The sequence below is a fragment of the Microcystis sp. M079S1 genome (assembly GCF_020246425.1).
GTDB lineage: Bacteria > Cyanobacteriota > Cyanobacteriia > Cyanobacteriales > Microcystaceae > Microcystis > Microcystis aeruginosa.
Window position 1 is genome coordinate 1 of sequence record NZ_JADBSZ010000172.1, and the last position, 23,440, is coordinate 23,440.

Consider the following 23,440-nt stretch of genomic DNA (forward strand, 5'->3'; position numbering starts at 1 on the left):
CCAAGCTTTTCTGGTCGGAACCCCCTAAGCCGAGTTTTCAAGGTGCTGCGCCGTCCACTTGGTTTTCGAGACTGGCCTTTTAATTCTAACGTAAAGCCAACCTAGAACGGCGGGGTTTCAGACCCAAAATTTCCGATGATCAAGTATAAAGTTTTCGTTTTCGGGAGTCAGAATTCTCCGAGTCAGGAGACGAGCGCACACAAGAGCATACTTCATCCTTAGGATCAAATCCGTAACTACTTAAATATTCAGCCACAGGGCATCAGCAAATGATGCCCTTTTATTTATTAAACCTCTTGCATAATTAATTTTTGGTGGTTCAAAAACGTCCTATAAGCTGTTCGTAATTTAAATTGCTTGTTGAGACGAGGCAAGAGGCACTCTTGCACTCTTGCAAAGGGCAACACCCCCCAACCCCCACGTCGGGGTAGGGCAAGGGGGGGAGATTCGGCTAATCTAAGAATAAGCGGTTTAAATACGTCTTAGCTTAATACTAAATCCTGTTTAAAAGGTATAGGAGAGCAGGGGAGAAGGGAGCGGGGAGCGGGGAGCGGGGGAGATGGGAGCGGGGAGAATAAATAAAAATAATCTCCTGAATTCTGACTACTGACTCCTGAATTCTGACTACTGACTCCTAACCCCACCAACAAACTTTTTGCCGCAAACCCTAATTAGAGATTTTTCAGTACAAAGGCTCTAAAATGGCCAGTGCCAGTTATTGGCCTGAAGACTTGTTTTTTCGGTCTTGTGGCTTTATCATGGGTACTGTGTGGTGTGTGTGATGTGAAGGAGTAAGATGACTGCTAATAGCCAACTTATCTCCGTCAAGGCTCTACAAGCTTTGATGAAGCGAGGGTTCAAACCTTCGGTCTCTGGTAGACGGCATCAAAAATCTTGGTTAATAGCTTTAGACGGCGATACCTCAAAACGATTATTCGATATCGTTTTCTCCCTATCGGTTCTAATTTTCTTTTCGCCGCTTTACTTAATCTTAGCCTTATTGATCGCGATTAGTTCCCCCGGTCCGGTCTTCTATGTGCAGAAGCGCGTCGGTCAAAACTTCCAGCATTTCAACTGTATTAAATTCCGTACTATGGTAATGGATGCGGATAAGGTATTAGAGAGACTGATGGAAGACTCTCCCCAACTGCGGGCGGAATTCGAGGATAATTTCAAGCTTAAGGACGATCCCCGTATAACTTGGATTGGCAAGTTTCTCCGCTTAACCAGTTTAGACGAGTTTCCCCAATTCTGGAACGTCCTGCGAGGAGATATGAGCGTCGTCGGTCCGCGGCCTTTAGTTCCCGAAGAATTGCAGAAATATGGCAATCGCATCGACAAAGTTTTAACTATTCGCCCCGGTTTGACTGGTTTATGGCAAGTTTCGGGACGTAATGACATACCCTATCCCCTGCGGGTGCAGATGGATGTGTATTACGTTAATTCGCGTAACTGGTTAACCGATATCTGGGTAATCTTCAGAACTATCGGTGTTGTGGTTTTTCCCAAAAATAACGGTGCTTACTAAGGCAGTGAATAGTAATTAAAGATTACTGACTGCTGTTTCAATGTAATTAATCGCTAGACTGGAGGAGAGAAAGGCAGAACTTGCTTTTTTCTCCTCTTTTTTTGAGAAATATTATGACAGTAATTAAGTGAAGTCAAAAAAGAATTGTAATCATAGCAAACCGGGGACTTTGCGATAGATAGAAGCGATCGATCCCCGGAATCCTACACTGGTGAATTCTACCTCATCCCCCGCTTCATAGATCTGTTCTTTCCAGATTCCCGAATCCTTGCGACGGTGACATTCAATTTTCATCTGGTTTTGATGAATAAGAATATATTCTTTTAAGGTGGGACAGGTTTGATAATCGCTAAATTTATCACCCCTATCAAAGGATTCCGTAGATTTCGATAATACTTCAATAATCAGAACGGGATAGAGAATAAAATCATCGGTATTGTTAATCTCTCTCTCGTCACAAACCACCGCAATATCGGGATAATAATAACAATTTGCCTCCTCTAACCGGACTTTGATATCGGAAGTGAGAACAAGACAGGGACTATCATCGAGATGATTACCTAAAACCTTGGCTAAATTGGCCGATAAAACGATATGCGGCTTTTTTGCCCCTACCATCGCATAAATCCGTCCTTTTCGGTACTCGTGCTTGATCGGACTGACTCTTTCCCCTTCTAGATACACTTCTGGAGAGACATAAAAAAAATTAGGATTCGTCACCATGGTCCTCATACTCCCTATCCTCGAATAACTGAATTATAGCCTTTCGGAATCATCGCTCTTGGACTCAATCTCGCTAGACTTATAGATCATTGATTGTCACTTGTAATATTTATATTACAGTTATGTGACAGAATAGAGATAACGACTCTCAAAGGGACGTTATTTAGGAATGAATCCCGAAAACGATTGATATCCATAGGTTTGCCAGAATGTCCAACGCTAAAAGTTACAAAGATACCGTTAATTTGCCTCAAACTGACTTTGATATGCGAGCAAATGCCAGTAAACGTGAGCCAGAAATCCAGAAATTCTGGCAAGATGAGCAAATATACGAGAAATTAGCGCAAAATAACCCCAAAGAATTATTTATTCTCCACGATGGCCCCCCCTACGCTAACGGGTCCCTGCATATCGGTCATGCTTTAAATAAAATTCTCAAAGACATTATCAATAAATATAAACTGCTGCAAGGCTACAAAGTGCGCTATGTGCCGGGTTGGGATTGTCACGGGTTGCCGATCGAATTAAAGGTTTTACAAAGTCTCAAAAGCTCGGAAAAAGAGGGTCTAACCCCTTTGAAATTACGTCAGAAAGCCCACGATTTTGCCCTTCAAACGCAAAAAGAACAGTGTGAAGGTTTCAAAAGGTATGGAGTCTGGGGAGACTGGGAAAATCCCTATTTAACCCTACAACCTGAATACGAGGCCGCTCAAATTGCCGTATTCGGAAAAATGGCCCTAAAAGGTTATATTTATCGGGGACTAAAACCGGTTCACTGGAGTCCTAGTTCTCAAACCGCTTTAGCTGAGGCAGAATTAGAATATCCCGAAGGTCACACTTCCCGCAGTGTCTATGTCGCTTTCCCAATTACGTCAGTTTCAACCCCGGTTTTAACGCCATTTTTGCCTAATTTATCCGTGGCTATCTGGACGACTACTCCCTGGACTTTACCCGGGAATTTAGCCGTCGCATTAAACCCAGAATTAAGCTATTCAGTGGTGGAAACTAGCGAGTCTAATTATCTAATTGTAGCGACGGATTTAGTCGAAAAATTGGCCGACACTTTTAACAGGACTTTGACGATTAAAGCAACGGTTAAAGGTCGGGAATTAGAACATACTAAATATCGTCATCCTTTGTTTGACAGAGAAAGTGCGATTCTCATCGGTGGGGATTATGTCACCACCGATTCCGGCACCGGATTAGTTCACACGGCCCCTGGCCATGGTCAAGAAGATTATATCGTCGGTCAACGTTACGGTTTACCGATACTTTCTCCCGTGGATGATAAGGGAAATTTCACCGCAGAAGCGGGACAATTTGCGGGTTTAAATGTCTTGAAAGATGCTAATGAAGCAATCATTTTAGCACTGACAGAAAAAGGTGCCTTACTCAAAGAAGAAGCATATCAGCATAAATATCCCTACGATTGGAGAACCAAAAAACCGACAATTTTTCGCGCAACAGAACAATGGTTTGCTTCCGTGGAAGGATTCCGGGAATTAGCTTTAGAAGCAATTGATTCGGTGCGTTGGATTCCTGCAACGGGTAAGAATCGCATCACTTCTATGGTTAGTGAAAGAAGCGATTGGTGTATCTCTCGTCAGCGCAGTTGGGGGGTTCCTATTCCTGTTTTTTATGACGAAGAAACGAATGAACCTCTGTTAACGGAGGAGACGATTAATCACGTTCAAGCTATCTTTGCGGTCAAGGGTTCTAATGCTTGGTGGGAGTTATCCGTAGAGGAATTATTGCCTCCCAGTTATCGCGATAATGGTCGCAGTTATCGCAAGGGAATGGATACTATGGATGTGTGGTTTGATTCTGGTTCTAGTTGGAATGCGGTGGCTAATGCTCGACCAGAATTAAGTTATCCTGCGGATATGTATCTAGAAGGATCGGATCAGCATCGGGGATGGTTTCAATCGAGTTTATTAACCAGTGTCGCTGCTAATGGTATTGCTCCCTATAAAACGGTGTTAACTCACGGTTTTGTTTTGGATGAACAGGGACGAAAAATGAGTAAATCTCTGGGTAATGTCATAGATCCTAATGTGATCATTAATGGTGGTAAAGACCAGAAAAAAGAACCCGCTTATGGGGTGGATGTGATTCGGTTATGGGTGTCCTCGGTGGACTATACCAATGATGTGAATATCGGTCAAAATATTCTCAAACAGTTGGTAGATATCCGTAATAAAATCCGTAACACTGCCAGGTTTTTACTGGGGAGTTTAAATGATTTTGATCCCCTTAAAGATGCGGTAGCTTATGAAGATCTACCGGAGATCGATCGCTATATGTTACATCGTATCTCGGAGGTGTTTACGGAAGTTACGGCAGCTTTTGAAAGTTTCCAATTCTTCCGCTTTTTCCAGACGGTACAGAATTTTTGTGTTGTCGATTTATCTAACTTTTATATCGACATCGCTAAGGATCGTTTATACATTTCTGATCCTAATTCTTTCCGTCGTCGCAGTTGTCAAACAGTCTATGCTATTGCTTTAGAAAATCTCGCTAAAGCGATCGCTCCTGTCCTGTCTCATCTAGCGGAAGATATCTGGCAATTTCTCCCCTACAAAACTCCTTATTTATCGGTATTTGAGTCAGGATGGCTAAACATCGATCCTGCTTGGAATAATCGCGAATTGGCCGATAAATGGGCCAAATTCCGGCAGCTACGCACCGAAGTTAATAAGGTGATGGAAACTGCCAGAAATGATAAGGCGATCGGTGCTTCTTTAGAGGCAAAAGTTTTACTTTATGTTCCCGATGAAACCTTACAACAGGAGTTAGAATTATTCAACAATTGTGATAGTTTAACGGGGAATAAAGTCGATGAATTGCGTTATCTATTTCTCTCTTCCCAAGTGGAATTAGTCAGTGATATTAGTGCGATTCAAACCGCAGAATATAAGGGAGAATCAGACTTTGTTTCGGTGGGAATTGTCAAAGCAGACGGCGAAAAATGCGATCGCTGTTGGAATTATTCCACTCAAGTGGGAAAATTTGCCGATGATCCCACTATTTGCGAGCGCTGTAATGCCGCTTTAAAAGGAGAGTTCTAAGCTAAATTAAAAGGGTGCTTTATTGTCGAATAAAGTACCCTTGTTTAATCCTCAGCTAAAAACTTATTCACAGGTATTAACTCTAGCGAATAGATAATTAGGGATGGAAGATTACCAATCAGCTTTTTTACAACGTCATCGAGATACAGAAATACTTGATCGATCTAATAGGAAAATAGCTGCTATGCACTTTGGAGGTATTACGATCGAATGTTTGCTGAAATATATGATCTTAGCTTCGGTATCCAATAAAGAATGGAAAACTAAGTCCAATAACCCCGGACATACCATAACTAATCCGGGTCACAGTTTGACAGCTGCTCTAAAAAGTAATAATCGTCTCTATTCGAGAGTTCAAAATTATCCAGACGTGATAAAATGGATTAATATAGTAGAAAATCCTAGTCAAAATTTTATAGATATGCGTTATTCCAGCAGTGAACCGAATGACGATAAATACAAAGAGTGGTTATCAGCTTATACAGGTCTGAAACAATGGCTTCAGAAACAAGCTACTCAACTTTAAGGAGATACTTATGTCAGAAACTTGGTTAAGATCACTGAAACAAAAATTAACAGATATATATGTTCAAAAAGAAGCACAAGAATGGGTTGATATCAATGTATCTACTGCTGGACTTTTGAATATAACTATCGTCAGTGATAAGTTTGAAAATTTATCAACAACTCAGCGAAGAGAAGCAGTTAAAAATGACATAGAACAACAGCATAAATTTTTAGGTTTTATATCTTTATATACTATTCAGGAGGCAGCCTCTCTCGATCTAAAAGCTCCACAACTTCTGGACGAAAAATCAATTCACACTTGGCAAGATTTAGCTTTGTGGTCAACTAATCCACAAAATCAATCACCGTCTTCTCCCGAACTTTGTCTTCCTAGAACCGTAACTTTTTATTCTTTTAAAGGGGGAGTAGGTAGGACAACTGCTTTAATTCATGTTGCTTGGATTTTAGCGATGCGAGGTCGTAAAGTAGTAGCTGTTGACTTGGATTTAGAAGCACCGGGGTTAAGCACAGCTTTCCCCTTAAATCCCTCACCGGAATACGGAATTGTGGACTATTTTTATGAAAAATCCTATTTACCAGAAGGTGTAACAGCAAAGATTAATATCACTGAAATATTTGGAGAAGTTAATATTCCCGATGCAACGGGAAGACTATTTATTGTTCCTGCGGGTTATTTGAGTCTTGATTACATTACTAAAGTTGATGATCTGCGAGCAACAACAATTCTCGATAATGGGGAAACACTCTGGTCAACTTTTAGTCGAGAGATTCAAAATCAGTTAAAACCTGATCTTATCTTAGTAGATTCGCGCTCTGGAATCAATGAATGGGGAGCTTTATCTTTACTACAGGCAGCCAACGAAGCAATTATTTTTTTATTTCCTAACGAACAAAATCAAAAAGGAATCGAGCTTCTTTTGCAATCTTTGACTTCTTTTGGCCGACTTTCGCTTAATTTTGTTTTTTCACCCGTTCCCGATTTAAGTGATACGGGAATAACTAAAGTTATTCATACTTGGCAAATTTTACAAAAGGATATTGACAAAAATATAGATATAGATGAAACTACCGATCATGATTTAGATATAGATTCAGAAGACTATCTAATCATACCTTATATTCCCTCGATCGCTCTAGCAGACCGTTATCCTGTCACTGGATTACTGGATTATTATACTCCCATTGCTAGCTTAATCGATGAAGATACCAATTTTCAGTAGATAGCATCCGAGGGAACCTTGATTCCTTCTTAATTCTCGCTTTGGTCGTGCTTTGATGACATCCCAGCTGCCATTTGCCGTTGAGATAAATTTCCCTCTTGACCAAGTTGATAGAGCAAGTTTCTTTGTTCTATGTTAAGATGTTGGTGGCTTCGTTTTTGGTTCTGATCTGTTGTTGTATTGATCAGACAGTACCTGATGATCCTTTTTCTGTCAACTCTTAAGGAGTCGTGCGTTTCATTTTTGAATTGGCAATATTAGGAGGGATAAAAATTATGGTTAATTATCTCAGTCAAGAAGAGAAATTACTAGCAGCCGAAGAAGAAAAGTATCTAGAGGAAGAAGATGATGTGGATTTTCCTCCTGTAGATATTATTGCTTACAATGAGCAGCGATCCTGCTCTGATCTAGTTAGAATGTATCAAAAAAAACAATTGGTTATCGATCCAGATTTTCAAAGAGATGTGGTATGGACTGATCCACAACAAACTCGTTTTATTGATAGTTTAATGAAACAGTTACCGATTCCTAGTATGTGTATTAGTCTTGACTATAAGACAGATAAACGCTATATCATCGATGGATTACAACGAATTAGTACCATCGTCAAATTTTTAACTACTGAAAATTGGAGGCTATCAAAATTACCCGATGTAGATTCGTCTATTTCTGGAAAAACAGTTGAGGAAATAAAAACTCAGCATGAAGAATTATATGAACGCGTAGAAAATATGACTATTCCCATCACCATGATTCGCTATGACTCCAGCAAAAAAGCTCATAATAATTATATTTTTACCATTTTCCATCGCTTAAATACTGGTGGAGTAAAACTTAACAATCAGGAGATCAGAAATTGTATCTATAATGGCAAGTTTAATAGTTTTTTAAAAGAATGCGCTCAATATGAAAACTGGCTTTTGCTGATGGATCGAAAGCAGCAAAAAGCATCTCGATTTGAAGATGAAGAATTAGTGCTTCGTTTCTTTGCTTTTTATGATGAATACCAGAACTACAAGGGGAAATTGACCAGATTTTTAAATGATTATATGTATAAACATAGATTTGCTCACGCAGATTTTATTCAAGATAAAGATGAATTATTTAAGCAAACCGTTGACTTGATTTATGATAAAATCTTCAAAGAGGAACCTCTCAAAACCAGTAAAGTTATTGCTGAGGGAATTCTTTTAGGAGTTGCCAAGAATTTAGATACTTTAGTCAATCTCTCCAATGGTGAATTACAAGACAAGTATTCTAGATTAATAAAATCTGAACCATTTTTAACTGAAAATTTATCTAGTGGTATGTATCGAAAAGATAAGGCTTTAGAGAGAATTAATACATCTATCAAAATTTTTTCATCTACTGGTAATGATTACTAAAGATTATTTACTCAAGACGTTAAACTGGCTTGATCAACTCCATGATGACCCTACAGCTGATAATCAAAAAACTTCTTCTTATTCCAAACTAGCTCTTATAGAATTATGTGGCTGGATCGAGGAAACTATGGATGATATAGTTTTAAGATGTGCTAAACGATGCTTAAAGTCCCCAGCTAACCAAAAATTCATCGATAAGACTATTGGCAATACTTATAGTTTTGAATATGAAGCTTTTAGAAAAATGTTGATGATGGTTATTGGTTTAGCAACATTAGAAAAAATCGAAAAAAAGTTAGAAAAAACTGGTAAAATTAGTGCTTTAAAAGGTTATCTTGGTAATCTAAAAGATAGTCGCAATCGAGCGGCTCATACTCATACTAAAGGTACTTTGAGAACTTATGACGCTCCTTCTAAAACTAAACGTGATTTTGATAAAATATATGGTTTGTTAAAAGAGTTAGATGCAGAATTGCAACGTCATATGAATAATCAGGTCATCCGTACTGATAAAGCTCCGGCCCCTGTGGGTCCCTATAATCAAGCGATCGCCGCTCCTGGTCCTTTTCTCTTTGTTGCGGGACAAATTCCCCTAGATCCCGTCACGGGTGAAATCGTCTCCGGGGAAATTAGCGCCCAAACCGAACAAGTTATGGCCAATCTAGAGGGCATTTTAACCGCTGCTGGGGCTAATTGGTCAAATGTGGTGAAAACTACCGTCTTTCTCTCGGATTTAGCCAATTTTGGGGCGATGAATCAAGTTTATGCCCGTTATTTCCCCCCGGAAACTGCCCCGGCCCGGGCCTGTGTGGAGGTGGCCCGTCTTCCCAAAGATGTGCTAGTGGAAATAGAATGTATTGCCGCTTTAGCCTAAAAATTAAGGTGGGCAATGCCCACCCTAACCTAATCTCTCTCTAGACCACCAAAGCTTCTAGAATCGTCTTATTGTAGATAATTCGCCCTACAGTAGTACGCACATACTGGGAAATTATCTGACCATCCTTCTCGCGGGTTTTGCGCTCCCGATAATATTTCCAGATGCTGCCATCGGGGAGAGTTTCCGTTTCCAGGACTTCCTCATCGGGTTTATTGGTTTTCACCTTTTCTCCGACCGGTAAACGCAACCACACAGAAGCGTGCAGATCCACCAATCCCTGATCAAAAGCGCGAATAGCGTCATCCATGCTGGCGAAATAACGGCCCCCACCCTTTTGGGCCTTGGGATTTTCGGCCGTGAGATAATAACAACCCAAAACCATATCCTGAGAAGGGGCAACAATCGGGCGACCGGTCGCCGGTGAGAGAATATTATGACAAGCTAACATCAATAATCGCGCTTCCGATTGTGCTTCCAGGGAGAGGGGAATATGTACGGCCATTTGGTCGCCGTCAAAGTCAGCGTTAAAAGCGGGACAGACGAGGGGATGTAACTGAATCGCCCGGCCCTCCACCAATATCGGTTCAAACGCTTGAATGCCCAAACGGTGCAGGGTAGGAGCGCGGTTTAACATCACCGGGTGTCCCGTGATCACTTCATCCAAGACGTGCCAAACATTGGCATCCCCCCGTTGGATCATTTTCTTGGCCGCCTTGATATTATTGACGATGCCTAATTTAATTAAACGATGGATAACGAAGGGTTGGAACAATTCGATCGCCATTTCCCGGGGTAAACCGCATTGATAGATCTTCAATTTCGGGCCGACAACGATAACCGAACGTCCCGAATAGTCAACCCGTTTACCGAGGAGATTTTGACGGAAACGCCCCTGTTTACCCTCGATAATATCCGATAAAGACTTCAGGGCGCGATTATTGGCCCCCACCACCGTGCGACCGCGACGACCGTTATCAATTAAAGCATCGACGGCCTCCTGTAACATCCGTTTTTCGTTGCGGACGATAATTTCGGGGGCGAGAATTTCTTGCAGACGGGATAAACGGTTATTGCGGTTAATCACCCGACGGTAGAGATCGTTCAGGTCAGAGGTGGCAAAACGGCCGCCGTCCAACTGCACCATCGGGCGTAAATCGGGGGGAATCACGGGAATTACGCTTAAAACCATCCATTCTGCCTGAGAACCCGTGGCGATAAAGTTATCGATTACCCGGAGACGTTTAATTAATTTTGCCCGTTTTTGCCCTTTACTTTCGACAATTTCCGTCCGCAGTCTTTCCGCTTCTTCTTCCAGGTTAATTTCCTGTAAGAGTCTTTGGATAGCCTCGGCCCCGATACCCACTTCAATGCCGACTAATTCCGAATCCTCCGCGTAGATTTCTTCTTCGATCTCTAACCATTGATCTTCGCTGAGGAGTTGTTTATAACTAAGATTGCCCGCATTACCCGGATCGAGAACCACATAGGCATTAAAATAGACGATTTGCTCCACGTCCCGCAGGGGCATATCGAGCAGGATACTGAGATAACTGGGAATACCTTTAAGATACCAAACGTGGGTGACGGGGGCGGCTAATTTGATAAAACCCATGCGATGACGACGTACCCGCGACTCGGTGACTTCCACCCCGCAACGTTCACAGACAATTCCCCGGTGACGGACGCGTTTGTATTTACCGCACCAACATTCCCAGTCTTTGGAGGGGCCAAAAATTTTCTCGCAGAATAACCCATCCATTTCCGGTTTAAGAGTCCGATAGTTGATCGTTTCTGGTTTGGTTACTTCTCCGACGACTTGACCGTTAGGTAGGGTTCTTTCTCCCCATTGCCGAATTCTCTCGGGGGACGCTAAACCGATTTTGACGTAATCAAATCTTTGATCTGTTGGAGTCTTCATTCTGAATTTTTTACTATGGGTAATGATCTGGGTTGACAACTATTGGGCAGAAACGACAGTTAACTCAGTCACTTTTTCTTCGGGTCAAACTGGCCCGACCGAGTCCGGGACATTACATTATACAATTTTTCTAGTTCGATCGACCATTAAGTGATATTTTCCCAGATGGTGATGCTGCCGTCGGCCGCCGCCGCCGCTAGGTGGCAATAATCGGGGCTGAGAACTAAACTGGAAATTGGCGACGATCGCCCATTGGTGGCGCTGAGAGTTGCGATCGCCTGTTGATAATTGGCTAACCAGATTTTAATCTCTCCGTCGGTTCCCCCCGTCAATAACCATTGACCCTCCCCTCCGAATACCAAGCTTGTCACCTGACCATTATGGGCATTGATCACCCGAATTGGCGCAAAATGACCGCTTTTCTCTCGATCGTATTGCCAGATTTTCACCGTACCATCCACACAACCGGCGGCAATAATCTGACCATCGGCAGCGATCGCAAGACTCTGCACCGAAGAAATGTTACCTGATAAGACGGCGATTTTTTCTCCCGATCCCAATTGCCAGAGGGTGACAGTGCCATCACCTCCAGCTGCGGCGATAAAATCTTGATTAGGAGCCACTGCTAGGGCATAAATTGCCCCCAGACTGTCATAGGAACTAAATTCTTCGGTTTCCTGCTCTAAATTCCACTGTTTTAGGGTTTGATCGTAACTACCACTAACCAAAAAATGCCAACGGGGGGCAAAATCCAAACCGTGAATCGAACCGAGATGACCGAGGAAAATTTGATTTAATTCCAGATTACTGGCATCGCTGGCTAAAGTCCATAATTTAACGGTTTGATCGAATCCTCCCGTCGCTAGATGATAATCGCCGTTTCCGGTGACTGCTAGGGCTAAAATGCCCTGATCATGAGCTTCAACCGTATTAATCAGGGTTCCTCTCGCAAAATCCCAGACTTTTAGGGTACGATCCCAACTAACGCTAATTAAAAACCGTTGATCCTCGGTAATTGCGATCGCCGTGATCATTTCCCGATGGGCGGTTAGACGGCGATAATAGTGCCAATGGGGTATATCGACGGGGGGGGAAGTGGGAGTTAAATTAAGGGCGGGTAGGGTGATTTGTGGCTCATTTTCCGCTTTTGTGGCGGTAATATCCGCCGATTCTTCGTTAATCGGCAAAATCTCTCTGTGTAAGCGACCGTAGGATTTTTCCAGATGTTCGATGCGTTCGAGCAGCGCGTTACGGTTGATGTATTGAATAATTTGATTGTAGGACTGTTCGAGGGCGAGAATATTCTCCTCTAATTCTGCGATGGCACTGGCGTTATCCCTGGCCACCGCGGGACTCAGGGACTGTATTTGTGCTGATAAAGCTTCTTTTTCTTCTTCCCACTGATCCTGTAAATGACCGGTCATCTCAGTTAAGCGTTGACGTTGCCTAGTTCTTTCTCGAAGACGATTGAGAATATTCAACCCGAAAGTCACGACTAGGAGGAACAAAGGCAAAAACCCCGCACCCATGGCGATAAGGGTAAGCAGGGTTAATCCTAGGGCGATATATTCCGCTAATTCTAGCCAATGGGGGCGATGGTCGGTCATTTTGCAGTTACCAGTAAAGGAATTTTGATGATCTCCTGATTTCAGACTCATGGTAACGCTAATTGCCGCCTTGGGATTGACTAAAATTAATTTTTAAGCAGGAATTAAGACTTTTTCCTTAGTTTCTATCGGTGCGGTTAAAGCGGATTCTAAATCGGCCTTCCCTAGTCTTGCTTCCAAAATTTTCAGCACTTCCCGTCCAAAATCATCGGGATTTTGTCGCCATGCTTGCAGACAAACTTCGCCAAAGAATGACCCCAAAGGTTCAGGATTCCAGAGCAGTTTTTTGGCAGTCCAGGGCATTAAGCTCATGGGATCATAGTCGGGTTTAAGAATTTCTTTTTTGAGGGCGTATTCTTCTAGATGGGTGTGGGGTTGTAGTCCGATAAAAAAGATGGCTGGTTCCACTTTATCGACTCCAAAAATATTTTCTAATTCCCGATGATAGGCGATAGTTTGACGAATAGTTTCTAGGGTTTCATCAATGACATTAAAGGAATAATTTACCGAAACCAGATCATTAAAACCAGCCGCTTTTAAGTCCCGACAATTTTGCAGAACTGTCCGCAAATTATAGCCCATCCGCATTTTGCGGACTAATTCCTGAGAACCAGTGGTGATACCAATTTCAAAGTAGTTCATGCCTGTTTTTACCATTAAATCGCACAGTTTCGGGGTAAGATTATCGGCACGAATATAGGCAGCCCAATGGATATCTTTCATCCCAGCGGCGAGGATTTTTTCTAATAGTTCTTCTACATCGTCGATAAATTTTCTGGCGGGGATAAATTGGGCATCGGTAAACCAGAAATTGCGAATGCCACGGTCGTATAATTGGCGCATTTCCTTAACTACTTCATCGGCGGGATTAATGCGTACTTGTTTCCCTTCGACGACGGTATAGATGCAGTAGCAGCAGTTATGGGGACAGCCGCGCTTGGTTTGTACCCCGATATAAAAGTCGTTTTCTTGGAAATAGTAGGAAAATTCCGGCCAAATACTGGCGATGTAGTCGTAGTTACAAGCGGATTTTTCTAACGGGGTGGGGGATTCGTGGATTAAACGCGGCCGGGGTGTGGTTTCTCCGACGATATAACAACGTTCATCGCTAAAGTCCCGGCCGGAGAGGAATTTTTCTAGCAGGGTTTCCCCTTCTCCCACTGATACAATTGTTCCTATGGGTAGTTTGGTTTTTAGTTGTTCGTAGAAAACACTGACGGCACCACCCCCGACGATAACTCGCGCTTCGGGATGGTATTTTTTGGCCTGCTGCAACCCTCGGCGAATTAGTGCCTGATTGCGCCATAATTCACCGTAGTAGGCGGTTGTCACCTTTAAACCTCCTAAAGCACCGCGCAGCTTGATTAGGGGGTTTTTAGCGTAGTAAAATTCAAAGGCGTTTTGCAGGGGATTACCACCGCGACCACCGACGGGGGCATATATTTGAATATCCCGCCAGGAGAATACTAGCAGGGTCGGCCGAAATTCGTCAACACAGCGATCGAGTGCCTGGTTAAAGTCTAAGGGGGGGACGGTACCAAGGTCAAAAATCCTTTGTTCGATGTCGGGGAATAGTTTATGAACGTGGTCGGAAAGATAAACGACACCGATGGGGAAAATGGGGTTACAGGGGAGTCTAACGTAGAGGATGCGTTGCGCTTGCGGTTGAGTCATGAGATTTCTGAATGGGACGGGGACGCATTCTGAGTAATCTTAATATAACTTAACTTTGTCCGGCTTGTCTGGCAGTTATCAGTTATCAGTTATCAGTTATCAGTTATCAGATGTGAGTTTTCAGTTCACTGATTACTGTTTACTGATAACTGAAAAGCTTCCCACACCCCACACCCCACACCCCACACCCCACACCCCACACCCCACACCCCACACCCCACTTCCCACTTCCCACACCCCACACCCCACTTGCATCTTAGGTTAAACTTTAATTCCTAGTACCTGTGTATGGGTTCCCCGCGCTTGGGTGACACCGATGGTTCTTTCCGATGCTTCAATCATCGGCCGACGCAAACTAACGACAATAAATTGCGCTTGTTGTGCTTGTTTTTGAATCATTTTGGCCAATTTCTCTACATTGGCCCCATCTAAAAACATATCCACTTCATCAAACGCATAAAAGGGAGAAGGACGATATCTTTGTAGGGAAAAAATAAAGCTTAAAGCGGTTAAAGATTTTTCACCTCCAGACATGGAACTTAATCGTTGTACGGGTTTTCCTTTGGGATGTGCCACCAGATTTAAGCCACCATTAAAGGGGTCATTTTCGTCTTCTAATTGTAAGTAACCGTCGCCATCGGACAGGGTGGCAAATATATTCTTAAAGTTTTCGTTAACAGCAGTAAATGCTTCCTGAAAAGCATTAAATCTGAGGGTGGTAAAGTTTTCTATCCGCAAAAGTAGTTCGGTTCTTTCTCCTTCTAGAGTTTGCAGTTTTTCTGATAGTTCATCTAATCTCTCTTTAGTTTTTTGGTGTTCTTCTAAAGCTAACATATTGACAGGTTCTAAAGCTGCTAATTTCTTTTGTAACTGCCGAATATCGCTTTGAATTTTCTCGAAATCTCGATCGCTTTCAGGAATTTCGGGCAAGGGATTGGGTAAGTCGCTTTCTAGTTGACTAATTTCTGTCTGTAAAGTGGTTAGTAATGCTTGTCTTTCCTCTTGATTGTTGACTAACTTTTCCGATTGCCAGATAGCCTGTTGTTGCTGGTTTTGTTGTTGTCGCAAAACTGTCTCTAATTGGTCTCTTTTTTGCTTGGTTTCCCCTAGTTGTTGCGATAATTGTTGTAAAGCTTGATTGATTTCTAAAATATGGCGATCAAGTTTTTCTATCTCCAGATTACCGATATTTCTCTGATTAACTGCATCGGTAATTATCCTGTCAATCTCAATAATTCTATCCCCAGACTCTTGACTTTTTTCCTCTAGTCTGATCTGTTGATTTTGCAAATCTTTTAACTGTTCGCGGACTGTCGCGAGGTGATTTTCTTGGGTTTGTAACTGCAATTCTTGACTGCGAATTATTCCCTGTACCTGTTGCCATTCGCTATGGGTATGATTGGCCTCTAAAGCAGTTAATTTCTCCTGTTCTTGCTGTAAAGATAACTCTAACTCAGGAATTTCTCTGGTTAATATTTCTAACCGTTGACGAGAAATAGTCATTTCCTCTTGCTGGCCCGATAATTGACGGGTTAAATCCTCTTTTTCTGTGGTTAAACGTTCTAAATCCTTGCTTAATTGTTGTAGAGATAATTGATTTTCCCGATGACTTTGACGGGTTTCGGTTAACTGTTGGGTTAACTGACTGATAAGATGATTAACTTGGGTAATTTTTTCTTCGTTGCGGGTAAGAATGCGATCGATTTCTGCTAATCTTTCCCGTAGAGATTCCGCTTCACTAGACTCCTTCGGAGAAATTTTACCAAAACGCAGCCCCGATCGCGTCGGTTGGCTGCCTCCGGTCATAGCGCCAGTCATCTCTAATAACTCGCCATCCAAAGTAACGATGCGATATTGATTGATATAATAACGGGCAGAATCTAGATCCTCAAAAACCACGGTACTGCCAAAAATATAGTTAAAAACCTCCCGATACTGGGGTTGAAACTTAACTAAATTCACCGCTAAATCCAGATAACCGCGCGCGTGACGCAGAGAGGAAATATCCTGGGGACGGGGAGGACGAATTTTATTCAGGGGTAAAAAAGTGGCGCGACCGATGCGACGCTGTTTTAGCAAGGCAATTCCGGCGGCCGCAACGCTATCATCTTGGACGACTACATGACCTAAACGACCTCCGGCGGCGATTTCAAGAGCAATTTGATAACGTTCCTCTACTTCGCCCAATTGTGCCACTAATCCGCAGATTCCGGGCAAATCTGACTGTAACAATATTTGAGTAGCATAGGTTCCCTGGGCCTCCTGTTGCGCTTGCTTGGTCGCTTCCAGTTTATCTAATTCCCTCTGTTTGTCCCGTTGTTCCTTGAGCAGACGTTTTTGGGTGTCCTGACTGATGACGCGATTTTGTTCGGCAATGGTGAGTTTTTGGGCTAAATTTTGGATATCGGGGTCTGATTGATTAATTTTTTGTAATATTTCTTGACTTTCTTCCGTTTTTGTGCTAATAACTTGCTCTAATTCTTGCAGACGTTGACCAGCTTCTATTATATTAGTTTGCAATCGATCGCATCTTTCGGTCAATTGGGCCCGTTGGCTACGGTAGGGGTTTAATTGTTCCTGAAGACGGGTAATATTGCGGGAAAGGTCACTTTGTTCTTTTACCCAAGCTTCTGACGCTTCTGCGAGACTACTTGCTTGCAGACGATGGTTTTCTAGGGTTTCCCTTGCGGTTTGGGTTGCCAGTAGGAGATTGGGTAAAATTTCAGTTTCTAAACGGCTTTTTTGGGCAGTAATCTGATTTAATTCGAGATTGTAGCGATTAATTTCCTCTAAAAGCCTGTTTTTCTGTCCCTGAGATTCTTTTTCGAGGTTTTCTAACTCTTTTTGCCGTTGTTGCTGTTGTTGTCGTTTGGCCTGTTGACTCGCTAATCGGGAAGTCAGGGATAGGTGTTCATCTTCCCCGAAAGCTTTAACCTGTTGATTGAGTTTCTCTAATTCTTGACTATTTTGGGCGATTTGTTCGGATAAATTAGCGATAGTTTCCGTTAAAACCTGTTTTTCCTTTTCCCCAGCTTGAATTTGTTCTTTTACTTGCTGGCAGCGCTGCTGGAGATTTTGCCAATGGAGGACAATTTCCCATTGTTGTTTTTCTTGGACTTGGTCCTTGAGTTTTTGGTATTTTTCGGCTTTAATGCGATCGAGTGCTAATTTCTCCAGAGATTTTTGCAATTCTGTGGCAATAATTTGGCAGCGTTCTTCCCTTTCTTTAACCGAATCGATATTCTCCTTAGTTTTCTCAATTTTGCGGTCAAATTCGGCTACTCCTGCCAATTCGTCGATAATTTCCCGTCTTTCCTTGGCATTCATGCTGATAATTCGGGTTACGTCCCCCTGTAACACCACGTTGTACCCTTCGGGATAGATGCGTAAACGGTTTAACTGGTCGTGAAGTTCGCTAACCGTACAGGTTTCCCCATTGATATAGTAGGTAGAAGTATAGCTGCCACCCTTAGCCACTTTTAAGCGTCGGGAAACCGTCCAATCCCTATCGGTTGCGTCGGGAATATCGGCAATATCAAAAGTCACCGAGACACTCGCTTCGGTGCTATGACGTTGACTGTTATAGCTATGATTGACTAAATCAGGTAATCTTTCGGCCCGCATTCCCTTGGAAGTAGCTAATCCCAAGCAAAATAGCAATGCGTCGAGGATATTCGACTTTCCCGAACCATTTGGACCGGAAACCACCGTAAACCCCGGTAAAAAGGGTATAGGAGTTGTTCCCCCGAAGGATTTGAAGTGTGAGAGTTCGACCTTTTTGATGTAAACCATGGCGATAAGCAAAAAGTAGGCAAGCTATCAGCTGTCAGCTTGAATCGATAAGGGATAACTCCGGTTTATCCTTGAAAATATCCTCAGACTTGACCAGAGATGAGTTTGATTAGTTGCGTAGTTGGAAAATTTTATGACAACACCCTTATAGAAAAATATAGCTGATAGTCCCCTTAGATGGCTTGAATCCATTCTTTGACTTGGTACTCTGTCCAGATACCATTTTGCCAGTAGGGATCTGCTTCGATTAATTCTCGCACTTCTGACTCGCTGGCTGCCTGATAAATTCCGAAAACTTGGCTTAAATCTGCCGTTGGTCCGATAGTAATGAGAATTCCCCGTTCTTTCTGTTGATTTAATCCCTCTAGATGCGCTTGACGATAGGGTGCGCGTTTTTCCAGCACGTTTTCACAATAACTACCCCAGATAACAAATTTCGGCATATTTGACCTGTACTCTCTTGATCTGTTGCTATTTTACGATCGAATCGTCAATCAGACTAAATCAATCTAGAAAAGTGGGGGGGGTTGGAGTTGTTAGGAAAATGATCTTGAACCGTTGCATAACGAAATTCTGGGAAGCGAAGACATGATGGCAAATCCTCGTCAATTTTGAATAATCCCCTAGTAGCCAGATAAATTGTCCATGTTGGGGGCTGACTACTAGGATCGGTAGCAGTTTAAAGGCTAATTCTGAAGACACTTAAATCCGCATGATTGGCGTAATATTGCGCCCGTGCCATGACATCAGAACCGTAGTCATTGCCTGTTGTCCCAATATCCATCCCTTCTTTGGTCTGGACATTACGAAGTCCTGAATTATAGGCAACTGCTGCGCCTTTAATGACATAACGATCTTCCCAATTAGGATGTTTTTGTTGGACTTGTTGGAGGCAATTAGCAAAAATGCCTGTAGCTTGTTCAACGTGGGCTAAACTCTTGGGACCATCAGGTATTCCTTCGACCGCATGGGAGCGTTTGTCCACTTGCATAATGCCAAAAGCGTTACCCCCATCTCCCCAACCATCGTTGTGTAAAACATTTCCACACCGAGATTCTCGACTGGCAACGGCCGCCAATAAAGCCGCTGGAACACCGAATTTAGCCGCAGCAGTACAGAAACAATCGGCCATGGCTTTTACCCGTTGTAGGTCAGTTTGTGCCATTTTGTGGGAAGATTGCACCCCTGCTGGCAGTCCATCCTGAGAAGCCGTCGCTGCGGATGAACCTGTTGTCGGGGCTTGCATTAAGGCTTGATCCCAACGGCTGGCTGGTGGTGGATCGAGGTTAATATCAACGTAATAGGCGGCCACATAGCCTTGTTGATTGTTGTAATCAATTTTTAACCAATCTGTGCGCCCAAAGTCATATTCACTGCCAGGAACTTCTTCTAGGACTTTGAAGGTTATTCCTGTGCTTAAGGTGAATAAAATGTTTGAATTGGTATTGGGTTGGCTTCTGACGTTAAGGGTACTCGATACCCGATGATTCACTCGTCCTTCAGCACTCTCAATTTCCAGGACTTGAGGAGGATTATTCTCATCTAATTTATCAATGTAGTAAGCGGCGGCATATCCCGTTTGTCCCCCCTGTTGGATTTGATACCATTGGGTTTGATTATTAGGAGGATAGGAAGAACCTGTCACGCTTTGCAGAATGGTACAGGTTGCACCCGGGCTTAATTCAAAGAGAATGGGGGCAGTTGTGGATGCCTGACTGCGAACATTTAGAACAGTCTGCACATGATTATTAACTCGGCCTTTTGCCAGATTACTGGGTTCTTCAGGTTGCTCGGTGACATCAATATAAACTGCCGCCGCAAATCCTATTTTTCCGTCTTTGTAAATTTTGTACCATTGATTTTGGTTATGGGAATAGGTATCTCCTGTGACTTTTTCTAAGACAATACAAGTTTCCCAAAAACGTAAGGTAAACTGCACAGGTGCGGATAATTTGGCATCATTTCTGACATTAAGACTCGTAGTAACTTGAGCATTAACTGTGCCGATATCGCCATCGGGTGGGGGTGTTTGTCCGACTAAAGGTGCATGATCTAAAATATCCGTGGGGTCTAATAAGTCAGAGCGACGTTGATAAGGACGATTTCCAGCTTGTGTTAATGCACCATTTTGAGTTCCTTGATACATTTCTAAGTGCAACATTGAACTGCCAGAATGAAGACGACCAACATAGGCAATCACTTGACCTTTTGATACTCTTGCTCCCACTTGAATGCCACGAGGAAGCATCTGTCCAATTTCACAATAACGAACAACCATTCCGTTATCATGCTTCACTTCTATAGCATTCGTTCCAGAGAAAAAAGCATAGGGACCGACGATAACTTTCCCATCTGCCATTGCTAAAATTTCCGTTCCTTTTGGTGCGATTAAGTCACAACCTGCGTGTTTCCGACCACCGGGACGATCTGCACCAAATTGTCGTCCGCCATCTTTATAGCTTAAACTGGGTCTTTGACGAAGTGGAAAGATAAAGTAAGACATAATTTCTATCCCTGAAATTACAAGTTTTAACAACAGACAAGGATACTCAACTGATAGGCATTTATTCAGCCGCAGCCCCTAAAAAAATCTCAATGACCCGACCCTTATCAAATGTAAAAATTAATCCTCCATAGATTGAACCTGCCATAAAAGTTTGATCAGGTATTGACATCTCTTTATATTTTTCTTTGGCATAGGCAAGGCTAACTTCCTCTATTGAACTACCAATTTTTATGCCTCGTTTGGTTGGAAGTCTTGAAGGGGAAACTAATTTAATAAAGCCAATATTTTGCTGTCCTTTTTCAGTTTCTGATGCCATGCTGAGGGTAATACCTTGATTAGGATAATACCAATATTGATGATAAAGTGCATCTCCTGCCCAAAATTCTACTTGTCCTTTTTGTGTAGGATTTCCGAGTAATTGAATAACTTGTTGAGCAGAAAGATTAATTTTTAGTTCTCCTAAGCTTTCCTCTCTCATCACAGTAAAAGGATCGGATTCTCGGTTCTCCGTTATCAATAACTTTTGGATGATTTTGACATAGATTTCTTCCCCTAATTGAGATGGGAGATGGGGGCTATTAATGGGGAGAACAGCCAGGCTTAGACTAACTGAAATAATACTTCTCATCAAGTTTTTCATTGCATCTCTACTCTACCTATATTGTTGGATTGTTTTAACTCACACTCTCTCAGACTTTTAGGCATAGCTAGTATATTCATACGGGGGAAGTTCAGTTATTTGAGAGATATAAAAAAAGATAATTAAAACAATGAACAAAGATTCAATTGATCAACAATCTTCTGAACCTCATGTAACAGAGCATCAGCTTCAGGACGAATTTCAGCTTCTAGTCGGTTAATTAGACCCCAATGTTTTCGGAGATTTCTTAAGCCAATAGCGGCAAATTCAACGGCAAAAGCTGGACAATCTTTCGACAAGCGTTGAAATTCTTTCCCTTTCCCTTCTCCATAGTTTTCCCAGTCTTGAGGAGGACAAGTAACCCCTTCCTTAAAGATTTCGACAAACCCTGATGAATTGACTAAATACTGCTCGAATAACTGTGGTAAGAATGGACTGGCACTGCGGGCATTATAGCTTGTTTGAAATAATCCAGCTTCCGCCGTTTCAGCAGTGGCATTGCTGGCTGAATGATCACGTCCTTCACAGTGTTTTCCAGAACTTTCTCGCATTCCTAAACCTATCAGCAAGACAAATAAATGTCTGAGGGTATCAACCCCTGCCACGCTATTATTCATACCTAAATCACCGAATTTTTGAGCATAGTGTGCTAGGGCATCTTTATCGGAGTTTCCTGTGTTAGCTTTCGCCATTTCTTTGGCAAAGGGATTACTGGCTTTCAGCTTACAATAGACTTTAGCATAAACAACTGCCATGCCTTTAATGTAGCCTTTGGGGGCAACTCCTCGAGCGAGCCAACGATAGCCTGCAATTTGGGAATTAGCGGCAACCTGGATAATTTTATCAAGTCCATCCGTGGCGGAAACAACATTAATATAGATACTGGTTTCTGCCTTTTTTTGATTTCCTTGATCAAAACCGATGGCGGTAATTTTGCGATCACCAATATTGGTAAATCCTGAATAAGTAATCGACCAAGAACCGTCTGCTTTAACCTGATTATTGCCTAGGGAATATTTGTCATCTGCTGTGAGTTCTACAGTGACTATTCCAGAATTTACTTTGCCTGTAAAAGTAACAGGTTTTAGACGTTCAAAGCGAGCATCATTGGTAGGATTGATAATTTATAGGGAAGTCATGGCATTTCTCCTATGGGATTGTTGAAAAATTTACTGTTAGACGAATTGATCGCCCAATGAAGGATTAAAGGCGATCGCTTCAAGATCAGTACGATAGATACCAACTTTATGAATTTCCTCTGGTAATCTTGGCCAGATGTGGACTTCACTCTCAAAAGTGCGCCAAAGTTGGGGAGTAATTCGGAAGACTCGGTTATTAACACTGGAAAGTCCTGCAAAATGTTCTTGCATTCTGACATTAACGTGCCGATTTAAGACCTCAAAGACTTTTTTGACCGTAGCAGGATTATCATATCCGTCGTAATGATTGAAAGTGATTCCTGTTTGATTTTTTAGCTGATTACAGAAGCTTTTAGGTTCTTCGAGTCGTTGAACTTCTTTATAGCCATTAGCAAAAACATCATGAGCAATGGCTTCTAAATAAAGTTGTCTTTGAGCGGCGGGATTTTTAGCGTAGAAAAGAGTTTTTGCCACCGCCAAAGTTGAGCCAACACAATTGCCAAATGTTCCCCAACTACCGAAGGCCAATAAATCATCGTAAGGTAACACAGAAGTGGCATTCCAAGCCCCATTAAAAAGTCGGCCATCAATGATGACTAATTTAGTGCGTTGCTCGGAAGAATAGTTCTTATATTGAGCCAGAAATCGCTCATCTAACTTCGCTTGTTCCTGGTCGTCTTTCTGATAATCATTAATAAGCTAAAACGCACTTAAACCACCTAAAATAGAAATAGTAACTTGAGAAAAATCCTACTTATGCCAGCCAAAGATTTCCTAGACTTAGAAGAAAAGAAAAACTTACAAAAAGCTCTTAAAGAAGAAGAAAGAGCAGAGG

16 protein-coding genes and 1 pseudogene are annotated in these 23,440 nt (G+C 42.3%); 6 read left to right on the forward strand and 11 right to left on the reverse strand.

Translation table 11 applies throughout. The features are described 5' to 3' along the window. Window positions 1-796: 796 nt before the first annotated feature. Window positions 797-1,528, forward strand: coding sequence for an undecaprenyl-phosphate galactose phosphotransferase family protein (locus IM456_RS11165; RefSeq protein ID WP_002760967.1), 732 nt, complete (start codon window positions 797-799; stop codon window positions 1,526-1,528). Window positions 1,529-1,678: 150 nt separating this feature from the next. Here IM456_RS11165 and IM456_RS11170 read toward each other — a convergent pair whose 3' ends face one another. Further along, window positions 1,679-2,251 carry a Uma2 family endonuclease gene (locus IM456_RS11170; protein ID WP_287693485.1) on the reverse strand — a complete coding sequence of 191 codons (573 nt, stop codon included), beginning with the start codon at window positions 2,249-2,251 and terminating at the stop codon, window positions 1,679-1,681. A gap of 209 nt (window positions 2,252-2,460) precedes the next feature. Between IM456_RS11170 and ileS the strand changes: the two genes are divergently transcribed. The 3 genes from ileS to IM456_RS11185 all read left to right on the forward strand — a co-directional run bounded on the left by ileS (window position 2,461) and on the right by IM456_RS11185 (window position 7,067). Next, window positions 2,461-5,319, forward strand: coding sequence for an isoleucine--tRNA ligase (gene ileS, locus IM456_RS11175; RefSeq protein ID WP_287693487.1), 2,859 nt, complete (start codon window positions 2,461-2,463; stop codon window positions 5,317-5,319). A 103-nt stretch (window positions 5,320-5,422) separates the two neighbouring features. Further along, complete coding sequence (locus IM456_RS11180) at window positions 5,423-5,845, forward strand: hypothetical protein (protein WP_159293477.1); 423 nt, start codon at window positions 5,423-5,425, stop codon at window positions 5,843-5,845. 10 nt (window positions 5,846-5,855) lie between these two features. Next, window positions 5,856-7,067: a ParA family protein gene (locus IM456_RS11185; protein ID WP_287693491.1), complete on the forward strand. Its 1,212-nt coding sequence runs from the start codon at window positions 5,856-5,858 to the stop codon at window positions 7,065-7,067. Here the strand turns inward: IM456_RS11185 and IM456_RS11190 are convergent. Beyond that, a pseudogene (locus tag IM456_RS11190) lies at window positions 7,065-7,252 on the reverse strand (hypothetical protein); the annotation flags it as partial. The gene IM456_RS11185 and the pseudogene IM456_RS11190 overlap by 3 nt on opposite strands. A gap of 90 nt (window positions 7,253-7,342) precedes the next feature. Between IM456_RS11190 and IM456_RS11195 the strand changes: the two are divergent. Continuing rightward, window positions 7,343-8,452, forward strand: a complete 1,110-nt coding sequence (locus tag IM456_RS11195) for a DUF262 domain-containing protein (RefSeq protein ID WP_287693493.1) — start codon at window positions 7,343-7,345, stop codon at window positions 8,450-8,452. Window positions 8,453-8,936: 484 nt separating this feature from the next. Next, window positions 8,937-9,326 carry a RidA family protein gene (locus IM456_RS23555; RefSeq protein ID WP_002754393.1) on the forward strand — a complete coding sequence of 130 codons (390 nt, stop codon included), beginning with the start codon at window positions 8,937-8,939 and terminating at the stop codon, window positions 9,324-9,326. A 40-nt stretch (window positions 9,327-9,366) separates the two neighbouring features. On the opposite strand, the gene IM456_RS11205 is transcribed toward IM456_RS23555, so the two are convergent. From IM456_RS11205 to IM456_RS11245, 9 genes are all read right to left on the reverse strand, one after another. Beyond that, a complete protein-coding gene (locus tag IM456_RS11205; protein WP_079205989.1) occupies window positions 9,367-11,247 on the reverse strand; it encodes a DNA-directed RNA polymerase subunit gamma in 1,881 nt (626 codons plus the stop codon). Between the two features lie 146 nt (window positions 11,248-11,393). Then, window positions 11,394-12,905, reverse strand: a complete 1,512-nt coding sequence (locus IM456_RS11210) for a WD40 repeat domain-containing protein (protein ID WP_287693497.1) — start codon at window positions 12,903-12,905, stop codon at window positions 11,394-11,396. A gap of 42 nt (window positions 12,906-12,947) precedes the next feature. Further along, window positions 12,948-14,528, reverse strand: a complete 1,581-nt coding sequence (locus IM456_RS11215) for a photosystem II high light acclimation radical SAM protein (RefSeq protein WP_149988006.1) — start codon at window positions 14,526-14,528, stop codon at window positions 12,948-12,950. Between the two features lie 261 nt (window positions 14,529-14,789). Further along, entirely contained in the window at window positions 14,790-18,320 is a 3,531-nt protein-coding gene (gene smc / locus IM456_RS11220; RefSeq protein ID WP_287693500.1) for a chromosome segregation protein SMC, read from the reverse strand. A gap of 173 nt (window positions 18,321-18,493) precedes the next feature. Next, a complete protein-coding gene (locus tag IM456_RS11225) occupies window positions 18,494-18,763 on the reverse strand; it encodes a YciI family protein (protein WP_002762776.1) in 270 nt (89 codons plus the stop codon). A gap of 236 nt (window positions 18,764-18,999) precedes the next feature. Beyond that, the gene (locus IM456_RS11230; RefSeq protein WP_216645692.1) at window positions 19,000-20,823 is read right to left on the reverse strand and encodes an SH3 domain-containing protein; all 1,824 of its coding nucleotides are present in this window, start codon (window positions 20,821-20,823) and stop codon (window positions 19,000-19,002) included. 61 nt (window positions 20,824-20,884) lie between these two features. Then, complete coding sequence (locus IM456_RS11235; protein ID WP_287693503.1) at window positions 20,885-21,466, reverse strand: hypothetical protein; 582 nt, start codon at window positions 21,464-21,466, stop codon at window positions 20,885-20,887. Window positions 21,467-21,588: 122 nt separating this feature from the next. Further along, window positions 21,589-22,590, reverse strand: coding sequence for a hypothetical protein (locus IM456_RS23325; protein WP_353737748.1), 1,002 nt, complete (start codon window positions 22,588-22,590; stop codon window positions 21,589-21,591). A gap of 51 nt (window positions 22,591-22,641) precedes the next feature. After that, window positions 22,642-23,154, reverse strand: a complete 513-nt coding sequence (locus tag IM456_RS11245; protein ID WP_287693507.1) for a hypothetical protein — start codon at window positions 23,152-23,154, stop codon at window positions 22,642-22,644. Between the last annotated feature and the right edge of the window lie 286 nt (window positions 23,155-23,440).

Excerpts from the sequence above, each read along its gene's own strand:
- IM456_RS11165 (WP_002760967.1), top strand. The coding sequence starts at position 797 with ATGACTGCTAATAGCCAACTTATCTCCGTCAAGGCTCTACAAGCTTTG.
- IM456_RS11170 (WP_287693485.1), bottom strand. The coding sequence starts at position 2,251 with ATGGTGACGAATCCTAATTTTTTTTATGTCTCTCCAGAAGTGTATCTA.
- ileS (WP_287693487.1), top strand. The coding sequence starts at position 2,461 with ATGTCCAACGCTAAAAGTTACAAAGATACCGTTAATTTGCCTCAAACT.
- IM456_RS11180 (WP_159293477.1), top strand. The coding sequence starts at position 5,423 with ATGGAAGATTACCAATCAGCTTTTTTACAACGTCATCGAGATACAGAA.
- IM456_RS11185 (WP_287693491.1), top strand. The coding sequence starts at position 5,856 with ATGTCAGAAACTTGGTTAAGATCACTGAAACAAAAATTAACAGATATA.
- IM456_RS11195 (WP_287693493.1), top strand. The coding sequence starts at position 7,343 with ATGGTTAATTATCTCAGTCAAGAAGAGAAATTACTAGCAGCCGAAGAA.
- IM456_RS23555 (WP_002754393.1), top strand. The coding sequence starts at position 8,937 with ATGAATAATCAGGTCATCCGTACTGATAAAGCTCCGGCCCCTGTGGGT.
- IM456_RS11205 (WP_079205989.1), bottom strand. The coding sequence starts at position 11,247 with ATGAAGACTCCAACAGATCAAAGATTTGATTACGTCAAAATCGGTTTA.
- IM456_RS11210 (WP_287693497.1), bottom strand. The coding sequence starts at position 12,905 with ATGAGTCTGAAATCAGGAGATCATCAAAATTCCTTTACTGGTAACTGC.
- IM456_RS11215 (WP_149988006.1), bottom strand. The coding sequence starts at position 14,528 with ATGACTCAACCGCAAGCGCAACGCATCCTCTACGTTAGACTCCCCTGT.
- smc (WP_287693500.1), bottom strand. The coding sequence starts at position 18,320 with ATGGTTTACATCAAAAAGGTCGAACTCTCACACTTCAAATCCTTCGGG.
- IM456_RS11225 (WP_002762776.1), bottom strand. The coding sequence starts at position 18,763 with ATGCCGAAATTTGTTATCTGGGGTAGTTATTGTGAAAACGTGCTGGAA.
- IM456_RS11230 (WP_216645692.1), bottom strand. The coding sequence starts at position 20,823 with ATGTCTTACTTTATCTTTCCACTTCGTCAAAGACCCAGTTTAAGCTAT.
- IM456_RS11235 (WP_287693503.1), bottom strand. The coding sequence starts at position 21,466 with ATGAAAAACTTGATGAGAAGTATTATTTCAGTTAGTCTAAGCCTGGCT.